Origin of the sequence: Stenotrophomonas rhizophila, assembly GCF_020857975.1 — a bacterium.
Classification (GTDB): domain Bacteria; phylum Pseudomonadota; class Gammaproteobacteria; order Xanthomonadales; family Xanthomonadaceae; genus Stenotrophomonas; species Stenotrophomonas rhizophila_C.
The window spans coordinates 1-13,700 of the sequence record NZ_JACWUO010000034.1; the positions used below are offsets into that span (position 1 = coordinate 1).

General features: G+C 65.0%; 17 protein-coding genes. 4 read left to right on the forward strand and 13 right to left on the reverse strand.

Annotated features, from left to right (window positions below):
- Positions 1–52 precede the first annotated feature (52 nt).
- From IC535_RS18905 to pyrE, 10 genes are all read right to left on the reverse strand, one after another.
- Complete coding sequence (locus tag IC535_RS18905; RefSeq protein ID WP_429000427.1) at positions 53–250, reverse strand: thioredoxin family protein; 198 nt, start codon at positions 248–250, stop codon at positions 53–55.
- Positions 251–308: 58 nt separating this feature from the next.
- Positions 309–638: a thioredoxin gene (trxA, locus tag IC535_RS18425; RefSeq protein WP_228887705.1), complete on the reverse strand. Its 330-nt coding sequence runs from the start codon at positions 636–638 to the stop codon at positions 309–311.
- A 42-nt stretch (positions 639–680) separates the two neighbouring features.
- Complete coding sequence (locus IC535_RS18430; RefSeq protein ID WP_228887704.1) at positions 681–1,802, reverse strand: alkene reductase; 1,122 nt, start codon at positions 1,800–1,802, stop codon at positions 681–683.
- A 68-nt stretch (positions 1,803–1,870) separates the two neighbouring features.
- Complete coding sequence (locus IC535_RS18435; RefSeq protein WP_228887703.1) at positions 1,871–2,425, reverse strand: OsmC family protein; 555 nt, start codon at positions 2,423–2,425, stop codon at positions 1,871–1,873.
- Positions 2,426–2,535: 110 nt separating this feature from the next.
- A complete protein-coding gene (locus IC535_RS18440; RefSeq protein WP_228887702.1) occupies positions 2,536–3,219 on the reverse strand; it encodes a DsbA family oxidoreductase in 684 nt (227 codons plus the stop codon).
- Between the two features lie 107 nt (positions 3,220–3,326).
- Positions 3,327–3,890 carry a TetR/AcrR family transcriptional regulator gene (locus IC535_RS18445; RefSeq protein ID WP_228887701.1) on the reverse strand — a complete coding sequence of 188 codons (564 nt, stop codon included), beginning with the start codon at positions 3,888–3,890 and terminating at the stop codon, positions 3,327–3,329.
- 93 nt (positions 3,891–3,983) lie between these two features.
- Positions 3,984–4,325 (reverse strand): carboxymuconolactone decarboxylase family protein, encoded by a 342-nt coding sequence (locus IC535_RS18450; RefSeq protein ID WP_228887700.1) that lies wholly within the window; start codon positions 4,323–4,325, stop codon positions 3,984–3,986.
- A gap of 194 nt (positions 4,326–4,519) precedes the next feature.
- Entirely contained in the window at positions 4,520–4,846 is a 327-nt protein-coding gene (locus IC535_RS18455) for a hypothetical protein (protein WP_228887699.1), read from the reverse strand.
- A gap of 114 nt (positions 4,847–4,960) precedes the next feature.
- Positions 4,961–5,623: a hypothetical protein gene (locus IC535_RS18460; protein WP_228887698.1), complete on the reverse strand. Its 663-nt coding sequence runs from the start codon at positions 5,621–5,623 to the stop codon at positions 4,961–4,963.
- A 15-nt stretch (positions 5,624–5,638) separates the two neighbouring features.
- Positions 5,639–6,298 carry an orotate phosphoribosyltransferase gene (gene pyrE, locus IC535_RS18465; RefSeq protein WP_228887697.1) on the reverse strand — a complete coding sequence of 220 codons (660 nt, stop codon included), beginning with the start codon at positions 6,296–6,298 and terminating at the stop codon, positions 5,639–5,641.
- Between the two features lie 195 nt (positions 6,299–6,493).
- Here pyrE and IC535_RS18470 point away from each other — a divergent pair, with 195 nt between their 5' ends.
- The 3 genes from IC535_RS18470 to IC535_RS18480 all read left to right on the forward strand — a co-directional run bounded on the left by IC535_RS18470 (position 6,494) and on the right by IC535_RS18480 (position 8,969).
- Positions 6,494–7,294, forward strand: a complete 801-nt coding sequence (locus tag IC535_RS18470; protein WP_228887696.1) for an exodeoxyribonuclease III — start codon at positions 6,494–6,496, stop codon at positions 7,292–7,294.
- Positions 7,291–8,658 carry an AmpG family muropeptide MFS transporter gene (locus tag IC535_RS18475; protein ID WP_228887695.1) on the forward strand — a complete coding sequence of 456 codons (1,368 nt, stop codon included), beginning with the start codon at positions 7,291–7,293 and terminating at the stop codon, positions 8,656–8,658. Before IC535_RS18470 ends, IC535_RS18475 begins: the two co-directional genes overlap by 4 nt.
- 83 nt (positions 8,659–8,741) lie before the next feature.
- Positions 8,742–8,969: a hypothetical protein gene (locus tag IC535_RS18480; protein WP_228887694.1), complete on the forward strand. Its 228-nt coding sequence runs from the start codon at positions 8,742–8,744 to the stop codon at positions 8,967–8,969.
- Between the two features lie 297 nt (positions 8,970–9,266).
- On the opposite strand, the gene IC535_RS18485 is transcribed toward IC535_RS18480, so the two are convergent.
- Together IC535_RS18485 and IC535_RS18490 are read right to left on the reverse strand one after the other, a co-directional pair.
- Positions 9,267–10,394 carry an anhydro-N-acetylmuramic acid kinase gene (locus tag IC535_RS18485; protein ID WP_228887693.1) on the reverse strand — a complete coding sequence of 376 codons (1,128 nt, stop codon included), beginning with the start codon at positions 10,392–10,394 and terminating at the stop codon, positions 9,267–9,269.
- An 87-nt stretch (positions 10,395–10,481) separates the two neighbouring features.
- Positions 10,482–11,945 (reverse strand): M23 family metallopeptidase, encoded by a 1,464-nt coding sequence (locus IC535_RS18490; RefSeq protein ID WP_228887692.1) that lies wholly within the window; start codon positions 11,943–11,945, stop codon positions 10,482–10,484.
- A gap of 169 nt (positions 11,946–12,114) precedes the next feature.
- Here IC535_RS18490 and tyrS point away from each other — a divergent pair, with 169 nt between their 5' ends.
- Positions 12,115–13,326 (forward strand): tyrosine--tRNA ligase, encoded by a 1,212-nt coding sequence (gene tyrS, locus IC535_RS18495; protein WP_228887691.1) that lies wholly within the window; start codon positions 12,115–12,117, stop codon positions 13,324–13,326.
- Positions 13,327–13,409: 83 nt separating this feature from the next.
- Here the strand turns inward: tyrS and IC535_RS18500 are convergent.
- Positions 13,410–13,700, reverse strand: a 291-nt coding sequence (locus tag IC535_RS18500; protein WP_228887690.1) for a hypothetical protein, incomplete at its 5' end; no start/stop codon positions are given.

The following is a 13,700-nucleotide window of genomic DNA, read 5'->3' on the forward strand; positions in this document are numbered from 1 at the left end:
TTCTTCACGTCCAATCTCCTTGTCATTGAGGATTGGACTCCAAACCGCTTCGCTACTCAATCTCGGGGGGACGTCGGACCATGGCTGCAGCTGCAGCATCAAAGGCCGGCCCCATGGTTTTGCATGGAGGACACCAAGGTGCGCCGATGTAGAGCAGGAGCGGGTCGGTAGTGGAGCGGGCCAAGCGATTGAACTCGGTGGCGTCCAGCTCTTCCACTTTCCCGACCCAGGCAGGTACGGGCATGTTCATCGCTGTATCCCTTCGCTTGGGCGGCCGACCCCATCGAGGCCGGCCGCTTGATTGTGACCTACTCGCCCTTTACGAACGGCGCGATCTGCGCCTGGAGCGCCTGCTTGGGCATGGCGCCAACAATCTCCTTGGCGACTTTTCCGTCCACGAAAACCTTCAACGTGGGGATGGATCGGATCCCAAAACGCTGAGCCAATTCCGGGTTCTGGTCGATATCGACCTTGATCACCTGGAGCTTGCCTTCGAGCTCGTTGGAGATCTCCTCCAGGGAGGGAGCAATAGCCCGGCAGGGCGGGCACCACGGTGCCCAGAAGTCCACCAGGACCGGTATCTTGCTCTGGATAACGTCGTCCTCGAAATCGAAGGTCGTTGTGCTGCGAGTAGCCATGTCAGAACCTCATCTTTGAGGCGCGTGTGCGCCGATGATTGGTCAACCGATTGCGGCGCGACTGCCGCCGGCATCGTAGGTCGGGTAGTCCGTATAGCCCTTGGCGCCGATGACGCCGTAGAAGGTCGAGCGGTCCGGCTCGGCCAGCGGCCAGCCATTCTTCATCCGTTCCACCAGATCGGGGTTGGAGATGAAAGTCGTGCCGAACGCGATCAGGTCGAGTTCGCCCTTGGCAAGTTCGGTCTCGGCCAGCTCCTGGGTGAAACCGCCCGCACCGATCAGCGTGCCCTGGAAGGCCTTGCGGAAGGCCGCGCCGAAGCCAGCTGGGGTACCGGCCGCCGAAATCGTGGTCTGGTAGTTCAGGTGCACGAAGGCCAGCTTTCGTTCGTTCAGGGCCGCTGCAACGCTCGCCCAGGTCTCGGCTTCGCCTTCGAAGGCTTCCATGTCGTAGATGCGACCGAACGGCGAAACACGCACGCCCACCTTCTCGCCACCGATTTCCGCGGCCAGCGCGTCGATCGTCTCCAGCAGCAGACGCTGACGGTTCTCGATCGACCCACCATACTGGTCGGTGCGGGTGTTGAGCTTGCTACTCAGGAACTGATCGAACAGGAATGCGTTCGCAGCCATCAGCTCCACACCATCGAAACCGGCTTCCATCGCACGTCGCGCGGACGCAACGAAGTCCTGGATCACCCGCTTGACCTCATCGGTGGTCAGAGCGCGCGGTTTGCTCGGAAGAATCGGCCCCTCTTTGCCAGGCTCAACCCACGCGTAGACCATCGTGGTCGTAGCCGGCACTTCGCCCGACGACACCGGCGCGGCGTTGCCCGGCTGCAGCGAGACGTGGGACAGCCGGCCGACATGCCACAGCTGGGCGAAGATCTTGCCGCCCTTGGCGTGGACCGCATCGGCGACCTTGCGCCAGCCCTCGGTCTGCTCATCGGTATAAAGGCCCGGCGTGTACAGGTAGCCACGACCTTGGTCGGAGACGGGCAGGCCTTCGGTGATGATCAGACCAGCCGATGCACGCTGCGCGTAATAGAGCGCAGTCAGATCGCTGGGGATGTTCTCGGGCGTGCGGGTACGGGTCATCGGGGCCATGACGACGCGGTTGGCCAACTGCAGGCCAGACAGGTCGAAGGGGGTAAACAGCTTGCTCATGGTGGTCTCTCTATTGGGCGCGCTGCCCCGAGGGGCAGCTGCTGAAGGCGGCGAAGGAAGGCTGGGGCTCAGCCCTCCAGGACTTCCAGCGTGGAAACCATGCGGATGGCCTTGGTGAAATTGGCCCGGTTCACCGAGGTCTTCGTCACAACCTGGTGCAGCTCTTCCAGGCGCTCGCGCGAAGCGTCGGCGTGCAGGCGCACCACGTAGCTAACCTCGTCGTAGCCGGGGTTCACGCTCTCATCCAGACCGAGGAACCCGCGCAGGTCCAGTTCGCCGTCGGTTTCGATTTCCAGGCTGTGCACCGTGATGCCCATGGCTGCAGCGTTGACGACGTAGCCAACGGTCAGGCAGGCGTTGAGCGCGGCCATCAGCAGTTCCTGCGGATTGGGTGCGGAATTCTGACCAAGCAGTTCGGTCGGCTCATCGGCCGCGATCTGGAAGTCGCGTTCGTACTTCACGCCACTGAGGGAATAGTGATTGACTGTCGCCACCGAGCGGGTCTGGCCATCCCACTTCGTCTTCACGTTGAAACGGGCATTGCGCTTGGAAGCGTCCTCAGCAACGCCTTTCGCGAACTGCTGGAGAGCGGCGACGTCGATACCATTGGGCTTGTTGGTCATTTCATAGTTCCTTTCTAGATGCGCGTTGTGCGCGAGGGATCTGCCGAGCGCCCGGAGGCGGTCGCTTGATTGGGGTATGTGCGTGGTTGGCTGCCGAAGCGACCAGTTGACTAGTGCGTGCAGCCGTCGATGCCGCAGCTCTCGCCTTCGCCTGCGCCGATCATGGCTTCGGGCATCTCTCGTGCCGCATCCAGAATTGCCCGCTCAAAAACGTCCGCTTCCTGCGCGCCGGAGACAAAGACCTTGCCGTTGAACAGGAACAAAGGAACACCGTTGGCGATGCGGCTCGCTTCCATCTCATCGCGGTCGATCTCGGCGGAGACGCGTGCCGAATCGAACTCAAAGAGGGGGTCGGTCACACCGACCTCTTTGGCCAGCGAAGCCAGCACGTCCTGGTCGAAAATGTTGAGCCCGTCTGTGGTGGCCGCCTTGTAGATACGCTCGGCCATCAATTCGGCGACCTCGGGCGAGCTAATGCTCTTGATCAATACGTGAGCAGCCGTCGTGTCTCCGAAACGCATGGTGTCGAAGTTGTAGACCAAGCCTTCAAGGAGCCCATTGGTGCTGACCGCAGTCATCATCCGATCAGCGCCGGCTGCACCGCCCAACTTCTGATGCAGGGCGGTCTTGTAGTCCATCGGCCGCATTCTCTTGGCAAGGCGATAGGCCTTGTTGGTCACTACGACCTGAGCCTGGCCGGCCAACGAATTGACTGCCTTCTCGAATCGCTTCTTTGCAATCCAGCACCATGGGCAAACAAAGTCCGACCAGACTTCCACCGCCACTGTTTTCATTGCCATCTCCATCAGCGCATTTGTGTTCACATACCTTGTAGTAGGTAGGGTGAGGAAGTAAAAAATATACCTGCAGCCCGCTCTGCGGGAGAAGAGCTGCAGGCGTGTCAGGCGTGTTCTACGATGAGCCGAACAACGCTCGGACTCAGCGGATCTTCGTCCTTGGTAGCCCAGTTGATAAAACAGGACCCCTCCAGGATGCTCAGCAGCAGGAACGCCTTGTGCCTGGCTCCGCCGCCTTCCGGAATCTCCTTCCGCTTGATGCCTTGCTCAAGCGTTCTGGAGAGCCAACTCAACTGCATGTCGAAGAAGCGTTGCGTCAGCTGCTGCAGACTGAGCGGCAGTGCCGACATTTCGGCTGCGAGTGCCCCGCACAGCGGCAGGAGGCCGCCGTCGGCGCTCGACCTGAAGATCTGAAGGAAGGCTTCGAGGCGGCCGATAACATGGTCATGCTGCATCTCGATCCGGCCGAACTCGGTCCGAACACGGTCGATGTACTCCTCCACGATTGCCGTGCCCAAGTCTTCCTTGGTCGGAAAATGATGGTGGATGCTTGCCTTCCGGATGCCTACCGCCTCAGACAGATCGGCGTAGCTGAACGCGGTGTAGCCGCGTGTACGCATCAGGTTTTCAGCGGTCTGGATCAAGGCGTCGCGTGTGCCAACGGCCATGTCTCTTCCTCAAGTTCGGATAGCTTCCAGTGGAATACTACCTACCGCATGGTAGGCTGTCAATGCGAGAAAGCTGCGTTCAATACGTCCCGCTTAGGCGCCGAGTTCTTCGTAGGCTTCCAGGGCGCGCGAAGAGTAGACGTATGCAGCTCCGGCATTGAGCGCGATGGCCGTGCCCAGGGCGGCGGCGATTTCTTCCTTGGTCGCACCGGCCTTCTTGGCTGCGCCAGCGTGCGCTGCGATGCAGCCATCACAGCGGGTCGTCACGGCCACCGCCAGCGAAATCAGCTCATGCGTCTTCGCGTCAAGCACATTGCCCTCTCGCGTGGCAGTCTCCAACGCGTGGAATGCACTGGCTACGGGCGCATTCGTCCTGTTGAAACCACCGATACGCTTGACCAGCGACTTCAGCTCTTCAGTCCACTTCTTCTCCATTTAGCTCACCTGTTTGAAATGTCTACCAACTAGTAGGTATGAATGGTGGGCGCGACCGACTCGGATGTCAAGGCCGACTTGTAAATTCGTTCAGCTGGCTTCTAATGGCGGTTCGGCGCAACGGTGCCGGCCAAGCTGCACTACACCGAGGTCGTCGGTGCAGCGCAGCCTGGCTCGCACCCTGGCTGACCGTGTTAGCTGCCAGGAAGCAACGAGCGTTGATCTGGCGGGAGAAGCTGATCACTGAATCGGATCTGCGCCGCGGCTCGCCGAGTGGAGTCCTGCTCGCTTCTTGCCAGGATTACGCGCTCTTCGATCAGGCGTTGGATCGCCGCGCGATAGATGTCCGCGCCGGCTGACGAACTGTTGCAGGTCTTCGTGAATTGCTCGCCGAAGCTCATGCCATCGGCATGGGCATAGACGTAGCGGGGGATCTGTTCGAGAAGGCGGACAATGTGCCCGGCGAGGCGTGCGCGCTTGTCAACAAGCCACTTCGGTGACGATGGGGTTCTGGTTTCCATGGTCTACCGTAGCGTCGGCAACTAGCTGATTTCCTTGGACAAGTGCGCCATCATGGCGGATCCACAAAAAAAAAGCGGCCCAAAGGCCGCCTCTCTACCGATCCTGCCAGCGCATCACGCCTGCGGGTCGGCCGCCACGCCCTTCAGCAGCCGGTAGCGCTGCAGCGTCTCTTCGATCTCCACGTCCAGCGCCCGGCGCTGCTGCTCGAAGGCGGCCTGCATGCGACGCTGCGCGACCAGCTCGGCGTGGCGCTGGCGGATGCTCTGCGCCTGTTTTTCGGCCACCGGCTTGCCCGCCAGCTCGCGGTCGCCGGCCGCAGCCAGCAGCGTCACCAGCGCATCGCGCAGGCTGGCCACGTTGTAACTGGCGGTCTGCACGTTGTTGTCCAGGATCCCGGTGCGTTCGCTGAACACCCGGCGCAGGTCGCCCTCGTTCTCGTAGGTGGACAACATCGCCTGCTCGGTGCGCTGCCGGGTCTGCTCGGCGGCCGCGTCCAGCTGGCGCTGGGCGGTGGTCACCGCCGCGTCGGCGCGTTCTTCGGCGGTCAGCGTGCGCTGCACTTCACCGCTGCGCAGGCCACTGCTGGCATTGAATTCCTCGCGCGCGTTGTTCACCGCGTCCTGCGGCAACGCGTCGCTGCAGATCCGTTCCTTGCCCTGGTTCCAGCAATACAGCTTCTTCGGCTTGGCTTCGCCACCGCTGCGCTGGGCGTGGGCCGGCAGCGTCGGCGCGGCCAGCAGCAGGCCGATGACGGTGATCGTGGCAATCCTGGACATGGCAGCCCCCTGCTGTCAGCGTGTCGGACGGCTGCCGTAGCGGGACCGATAGTCCTCCAGCGGCTGCCGGTACCCGACAAGTTCCGGATTTCCGGAGGCAAAATCAAGCAGGTCGGCCAGCGTGGCCACCGCCACCACCGGAATGCCGGCTTCTTCGGCCACGGCCTGGGCGGCCGAGCGCAGGTCGGTTTCCGAGGCGATTTCCTGGCGGTCCAACGCCACCACGATCCCGGCCGGGGTGCCGCCGGCGTCCTTGATGATGGTCAGCGCCTCGCGGATGGCGGTGCCGGCAGTGATCACATCGTCCACGATCAGCACGCGCTTGCCATTCATGTCCGCGCCGATCAGGTTGCCGCCTTCGCCGTGCGCCTTGGCTTCCTTGCGGTTGAACGACAGCGGCAGGTCGCGCCCACGCTGGGCGAACTCGCAGGCGGTGGCGGTGGCCAGCGGGATGCCCTTGTAGGCCGGGCCGAATACGACGTCGAACTTCAGCCCGGTGGCCTCCACCGCATCGGCGTAGCAGGCGGCCAGCTGGGTCATGCGCGCGCCGGAGTCGAACCGGCCGGCGTTGAAGAAATACGGGCTCAGGCGCCCGGACTTCAGGGTGAACTGGCCGAAACGCAGGGCATCGGCGGTCAGGGCCAGTTGCAGGAAACGGTGGCGATGGTCGCTCATCAGGACTCTATTGAATTCATTTGGACCGCAAATCCTAATGCATGGGCGGCTTTTCCGCCCTTTTCCGGGCCTGGGCCGGGCCCCGCCGCCGCCCCGGGCGGGCCCGGTCAGCCAGCAATGGCGGCGCATTCCGGCGCGCCGGGGCCGGGTCTTCCCGGTATGCTTTGGCGGTTACCGCTCCAGACCCGGGTCAGCATGCGCATCATCAGTTTCAATGCCAATGGCATCCGTTCCGCCGCCACCAAGGGCTTCCTCGACTGGTTCCGCGCCCAGGACGCCGACGTTCTGTGCGTCCAGGAGACCAAGGCCCAGGAAGACCAGCTGACCGACCCGATGTTCCGCCCGGACGGCCACCACTGCTTCTACCGCGACGCCATCACCAAGAAGGGCTACAGCGGCGTGGCCATCTACAGCAAGCGCGAGCCCGACCAGGTGATCACCTCGCTGGGCTGGGCCCCGTTCGACGATGAAGGCCGCTATATCGAGGCCCGCTACGGCAACCTCAGCGTGGTCTCCTTCTATATCCCCTCGGGCAGCTCGGGCGATCTGCGCCAGGGCTTCAAGTACGAAGTGATGGAGTGGCTGCGCCCGATCCTGGCCCAGTGGCTGGCCAGCGGCCGCGACTACGTGCTGTGCGGCGACTGGAACATCGTGCGCTCGGCGCTGGACATCAAGAACTGGAAGTCCAACCAGAAGAACTCCGGCTGCCTGCCGCCCGAGCGCGACTGGCTCAACGGCCAGTGCGCCGATGCCGGCCAGGCGCTGGACATCGCCGCCGGCCAGGGCTGGACCGATGCCTACCGGCTGCTGCACCCCGAAGGCCAGGACTACACCTGGTGGAGCAACCGCGGCGCGGCGCGGGCCAACAACGTCGGTTGGCGCATCGACTACCAGTTCGTCAGCCCCGGCCTGCGCGAGCGCCTGCGCAGCTGCTCGGTGTACCGCGATGAACGCTTCTCCGACCATGCCCCGTTCACGGTGGACTACGCCCCATGAGTGAAGCGGTCGCCAAGCCCCGGCGCCCCTGGCAGCGAGTGCTGGCCAACCTGCGCCAGCGCAAGGTGCTGGCGATGCTGCTGCTGGGCTTCAGCTCGGGCCTGCCGATCTACCTGGTGGGCAATACGCTGGGCTTCTGGATGCGCAAGGAGGGCATCGAGCTGGACACCATCGGCTTCCTGTCCTGGGTGGGCCTGGCCTACTCGATGAAGTTCCTGTGGGCGCCGATCGTGGACAAGATCGACGCGCCGCTGCTGGGCCGCTTCGGCCGGCGCCGTGGCTGGATGCTGCTGTCCCAGCTGGTGGTGGCCGTGGCCCTGGTGGGCATGGCGCTGGTGCAGCCCAAGGGCGGCCAGGTGCTGTTCCTCGGCATCGCCTGGGAGCACCTGCTGGTGTTCGGCGTGCTGGCTACGGTGGTGGCGTTCGCTTCGGCCACCCAGGACATCGTCATCGACGCCTGGCGCATCGAGAGCGCCGAAAACAGCGAGCAGCTCGGCCTGCTCACCTCCTCGGCGGCGCTGGGCTACCGCACCGCGTTGCTGGTCACCGATGCGCTGATCCTGCTGATCGCCGCCCGGGTCGGCTGGCAGGTCTCCTACGAAATCATGGCCGGGCTGATGGCGCTGGGCGTGGTCGCGGTGGTCATGGCCCGCGAACCGGCCCGCGCGCAGCTGGCCGTGCAGCTCCAGGCGGCCCCGCTGTGGACCCCGCGTGGCCTGTTCGATGCGCTGGTGGGCCCGTTCATCGCCTTCCTGCGCGAGCACCGCAGCGGCGCGATCCTGATCCTGCTGGCCATCAGCATCTACCGCATGGCCGATTTCGTCATGGGGCCGATGGCCAACCCGTTCTACGTCGACCTGGGCCTGAGCGAGGACACCGTCGGTGCGGTACGCGGCTCGGTCGGGCTGGTGGCCACCTTCATCGGCATCGCCGCCGCCGGCCTGGTCTCGGTGCGCTGGGGGGTACTGGCCACCCTGCTGGTGGGCGCGGTGCTGGGCCCGGCCTCCAACCTGGCCTTCGCCTGGCTGGCCTACGTCGGCCCGGACCAGACCAGCTTCGCCATCGCCATGGCGATCGACAACCTTTCCGGCGGCTTTGCCGGCACCGCGCTGATCGCCTACATGTCCAGCCTGACCAGCATCGGCTATACCGCCACCCAGTACGCCCTGCTCAGTTCGTTCTACGCGATGCCGGGCAAGGCGTTGAAGGGCCTGTCCGGCTGGGCGGTGCAGTCGTTGGCCCAGGGCCGGACGCTGCTGGAGGGCTACGCGCTGTTCTTCATCGGCACCGCGTTGATCGCCATCCCGGTCGTGATCCTGTGCGCCCTGCTGATCGTGCAGCAACGCCGGCTCCATCCGGCCTGAGCCGCGGTTGCCCGGCGCTGCGCGCTGCGCCATGATCGACCCCGTTGTGCCGTGGGGGCGGTGCGTTGCCAACGGGGAGAACGATGGCTGATCTACTGCTGCGGGATCTGGACCCGCTGTTGAACGAACGCATCCGGCGCGTGGCGGTCGCGCGCGGCTGGACCCGCGAACACACCTGCGTGGTGCTGCTGGAGCAGGGCCTGTTTGCCAGTGAGCTGGAGGTCCGCAGCGGCTTCCAGAGCCCGGAAGTGGATGCATTGGCCGACGCGATCGCCGCGTTGCAGGCATTGCCGGATGCAAACGGCTTCTGAAGCCGGCGTGACATCGGCCACTGCGCGGTGCAGCCCCGGTAGGGTCGCATCCCGATCGACTGCCGTGGAGCGGCCCACGTTCGATATCGGCATGACCGCAAATCGAAAACGCGCCTCTCCGTCACAGCCCATGCTCCACCGGGCGTGGCGTCGGTATCGGCAGTCGATAGGAATGCGACCCTACCAAGGCACGGCCACCGTTCGATATCGGCATTGCCCCTGGACCACGTCGGCCGTAACCCCAGGCGCTGCCGCTGCTGCTGCCGCACGCTATGCATTGCCGGGCAGGGCCCGGCACTACGCCAGGTGGATCGCCCCCAGAATGCGCGGCCCGCGCGCGCCGCTGACGCTGGGCAGGTTGCCCGGCAACCCGGCCAGGGTGCGCTGCGCCAGCCACGCAAACCCCATCGCCTCCAGGTAATCCGGGTCCAGCCCGTGCACCGCGCTGGATTCGATCACCACCCCCGGCAGCCGCGCCGCCAGCCGCCGCAGCAGCTGCGGGTTGCGCACCCCGCCACCACACACCAGCACCCGCCGCGCCCCAGGCAGGTGCGCCAGCAGCGCATCGGCCACGGTGGCGGCGGTCAGCTCCAGCAAGGTGGCCTGCACATCGGCCGCCGCGTGCTGGCCGTCGCCCATCGCCCGCGCCGCCCAGTCCAGGTGGAACTGCTCGCGCCCGGTGCTCTTCGGCGGCGGCAGCGCGAACCACGGCTCGGCCAGCCACTGCGCCAGCAGCGTTTCATTCACCTGCCCACTGGCCGCGAACGCGCCATCGGCATCGAACGGCAGGCTGCGGTGGCGCTGGCACCAGGCATCCATCAGCGCATTGGCCGGGCCGGTATCGAAGCCGCGCGGCACCCCGTCGCGCGGAATCAGCGTGAGATTGGCGATGCCGCCCAGGTTGAGGACCGCGCGGTCTTCGTCGGCGGTGCCCAGCATGGCCAGGTGGAAGGCCGGCATCAGCGGCGCGCCGTGCCCGCCGGCGGCCACATCGCGGCGGCGGAAATCGGCCACCGTGGTGATGCCGGTCGCCTCGGCGATGCGGTTGGCATCGCCCAGTTGCAGCGTGAACGCCGGGTCGGCCAGCGGCCGGTGGCGCACGGTCTGTCCGTGCGAGCCGATCGCCCGTACCTGGCTGCGCGCCACGCCACTGGCCCGTAGCAGTTCGTTGGCGGCCGCGGCGAAGGCGATGCCGATCTGCGCATCGATCCGGCCCAGCGCATCCAGCGAAGCGAGCTGGCCGCCTTCACCCAGCGTGATCAGTTCGGCGCGGAACGCCCGATCCCACGGGTGGGTATGCCCATGCACGAAGCGGCAGCCGCCCTCGGCGGGAAACTGCACCAGCGCGGCATCGATGCCGTCGGCACTGGTGCCGGACATCAGGCCGATGAAAAGCGGGGAATGCGGATCGACGGCAGCGGTCATGTCTGGGCAGTCAAACGGGATGCGCCCAGCTTCCGCGCAACCCGTTGCCGCCGTCAATGCGCGCGTGCCAGCGCGCTGTGGCCGGGCTCAGCCGCGGTTGCGCCGGGCCGGCTTGGCCGCGCTGGCGGTCTGGGTCTGCGCCGGGGCCACCTGCGGGGCCGGGCTGGCCTCGGCGTAGATAAGCTTTTCCATGCCCTGGATACGCGCCAGGGCCGGCGCGGTCTGCGCCCGGAACGCGGCCAGCTCGCTGCCCTGCAGCGGTTCCGGCGGCGGCATGGTCACCGACAGCGGATTGCGGTGCACGCCGTTGACGCGGAATTCGTAGTGCAGGTGCGGGCCGGTGGCCAGGCCGGTGGAGCCGACGTAACCGATCACCGTGCCCTGCGCCACGCGCTGGCCGGTCTTGATCTTGCCGAAGCGCGACATGTGCCCGTACAGCGTGGTGTGGCCGCGGCCGTGGTCCAGGATCACCACGTTGCCGTAGCCGCGCTGGGTACCGGCGAACTGCACGCGGGCATCGCCGGCGGCCATGATCGGGGTGCCGGTGCGCGCGGCGTAGTCCACGCCCTTGTGCATGCGCATCTTGCCCAGCACCGGGTGCTTGCGCGCGCCGAAGCTGGAACTCAGGCGGGCGAACGGGATCGGCATGCGGATGAAGCTCTTCTTCAGCGGGCGGCCGCTGGCATCGAAGTACTCCGACTTGCCGTTGCGGTCGAAGCGGAAGCCGCTGTAGGTCTTGCCCCCGGAGGTGAAGGTGGCCGCCAGGATCTTGCTGGTGTCCACCTTCACGCCTTCGCGCCAGGTTTCGTCCATGACCACGCTGAAGCGGTCGCCCGGCTGCAGGTCCTTGGAGAAGTCGATGTCGTACTTGAAGATTTCGTCGGTCATCGTGGCGATCGCCGACGGCGACAGCCCGGCCTTGCGCGCGGCCACGTACAGCGAGCTGGTGATCTCGCCGCTGGCGACGATGCGGCGGGTCGAGGACTCGCGCTTGATCACCTTCTCGGTGATCCGGTCATCCTTCAGCGACAGCTCCACGCGGTTGTCGGCATCGCGGTCGAAGCGGATCGTGCGCAGGTTGCCCGACAGCGGCAGGTCGAAGGCGATCTCCGCGCCCGGGCGCAGCCGGGTCAGCGCTTCGCGCGCACCGGGGTGCTCCAGCACCTGGTGCATCACCGTGGCCGGGATGCCGGCCTCGTCGAACAGGTTGCTCAGGGTCTGGCCGCGCTGCACGCGCAGTACCTGCCAGCTGTCGCCGGGGGTCTGCTGCCGGCGTTCCAGCGACAGCGGCGGCAGCGGCAGGGCCAGGGTGGAATGGCCGGCCGGGTAGGGCGCATCGATGGTGTGCGAGAAGCCGGGCACGATGGTGGCCACCAGTGCGCCGATGGTGGCGAACAGGCTGGCGTGCATCCAGTGCCGGCGGGTCCACCGCTGGTTGAAGGCGGCGGGAAGATGCTGCTTGAGCTTCCGATGGAGGGCGGTGTCGTGGAGGACGTGGAGACGTTCCTTGAAGCGCTGCTTGCGCGCGCGGCCTGGATCGGAATTGAGCATCGTCGGTGTGTTCCTTGGCTGGCCCGGGAGCGCGGGCCCAAACGTCGGTAACATAGACAGGTATAAATACCGCGTCAAACCCTTGTGCCTATTGGCTTTTGTGAAGCACATGCGGTTAACTTGTACTTAACGTCATTCATGTAAATAAGGCATTGCCGGGAGTTGCACCGTGTCCTCGATTGAAGAAGCCATCGCCCTGATCGGTCGGGGCGCCGACGAAGTCCTCAAGCCCGAGGAACTGCGCCAGCGCCTGCAAAGCGGCCGTCCGCTGCGGATCAAGGCCGGTTTCGACCCCACCGCGCCGGACCTGCACCTGGGCCACACCGTGCTGCTGAACAAGCTGCGCCAGTTCCAGGACCTCGGCCACCAGGTCATCTTCCTGATCGGCGACTTCACCGGCATGATCGGCGATCCCTCGGGCAAGAACGTCACCCGCAAGCCGCTCAGCAAGGACGACGTGCTGGCCAACGCGCGTACCTATGAAGAGCAGGTGTTCAAGGTGCTGGACCGCGAGAAGACCGAAGTCCGCTTCAATTCGGAGTGGTTCGGCAGGATGGGCGCGGCCGACATGATCCGCCTGGCCGGCCAGCACACCGTGGCGCGCATGCTCGAGCGCGACGACTTCGCCAAGCGCTACGCCGCCCAGCAGTCGATCGCCCTGCACGAGTTCCTGTACCCGCTGGTGCAGGGCTACGACTCGGTGGCGCTGGAGGCCGACGTCGAACTGGGCGGCACCGACCAGAAGTTCAACCTGCTGATGGGCCGTGGCCTGCAGGAGCATTACGGGCAGAAGCCGCAGATCGTGCTGACCATGCCGCTGCTGGAAGGCCTGGACGGCGTGGCCAAGATGTCCAAGTCGCTGGGCAACTACATCGGTATCAATGAGCCAGCCATCGACATGGTTCGGAAGGTCATGAAGATTGGTCCCGACCTGATGTGGCGTTGGATCGAGTTGCTCTCCTTCGATATCAGTCAAGGAGAAGCGCTGGACCTGCGTGAAAAGGTGAGAACAGAAGTAGTCCGCGTCCAAGACGTAAAGCTCCGCTTTGCGCGTGAGCTTGCGGCGCGTTTCCACGGTGAAGAAGCGGCGGATCGGGCAGTAAGGGGCTATAGCTCGATTGCCCTGGGCCAAGCGGATCTGGATTTGTTGCCTCTTACCGAGGTGGCTGTGACGACGGAGGGCGTCCGGATTGCCGCGCTTCTTACTGCTGCAGGTGTCACTTCAAGCAACTCCGAGGCGAACAGGAAGCTGAAGGAGGGGGCAGTCAGGGTCAACAACAAGGTCTTCAGCGACGCCCAGCACATTTTCCTTCCCGGCTACGAGGGAGTGGTACAGGTTGGAAAAAGCAATTTCAAGCGGGTTCTCCTAGTCGCAGCCTAGGCGCCACAAGGGTTTGCGGCCGGCCAGGCCGCGCCCGAGCTGAATGGGAGGCCGGGAACGTCAAAAAACATGACGTTCCCCCTTCACAAATGCCCCCGATAGGGACATACTTTCCCTCCCCCGACGCAGGGGCCACCGCAAGGCGGCAACCGCGAAGGAACAGGACGCCAACCGCTTCGAAAGAAGGTGTTGACGGAAACGAAAAGCCTGACATAATAGGCGGCTCGTTTCGGTGAAAAGGCCTTCGGGTCACACGACGAAGCAGCATCGGCAACAACGTCCACTTCGGTGCGGCGACCTTGAAAAAAGGTGTTGACGAGGCGGAAAAGCCAGCTATAATGGGCGGCTCGCAACGACGGAAACGTCGGGGCACA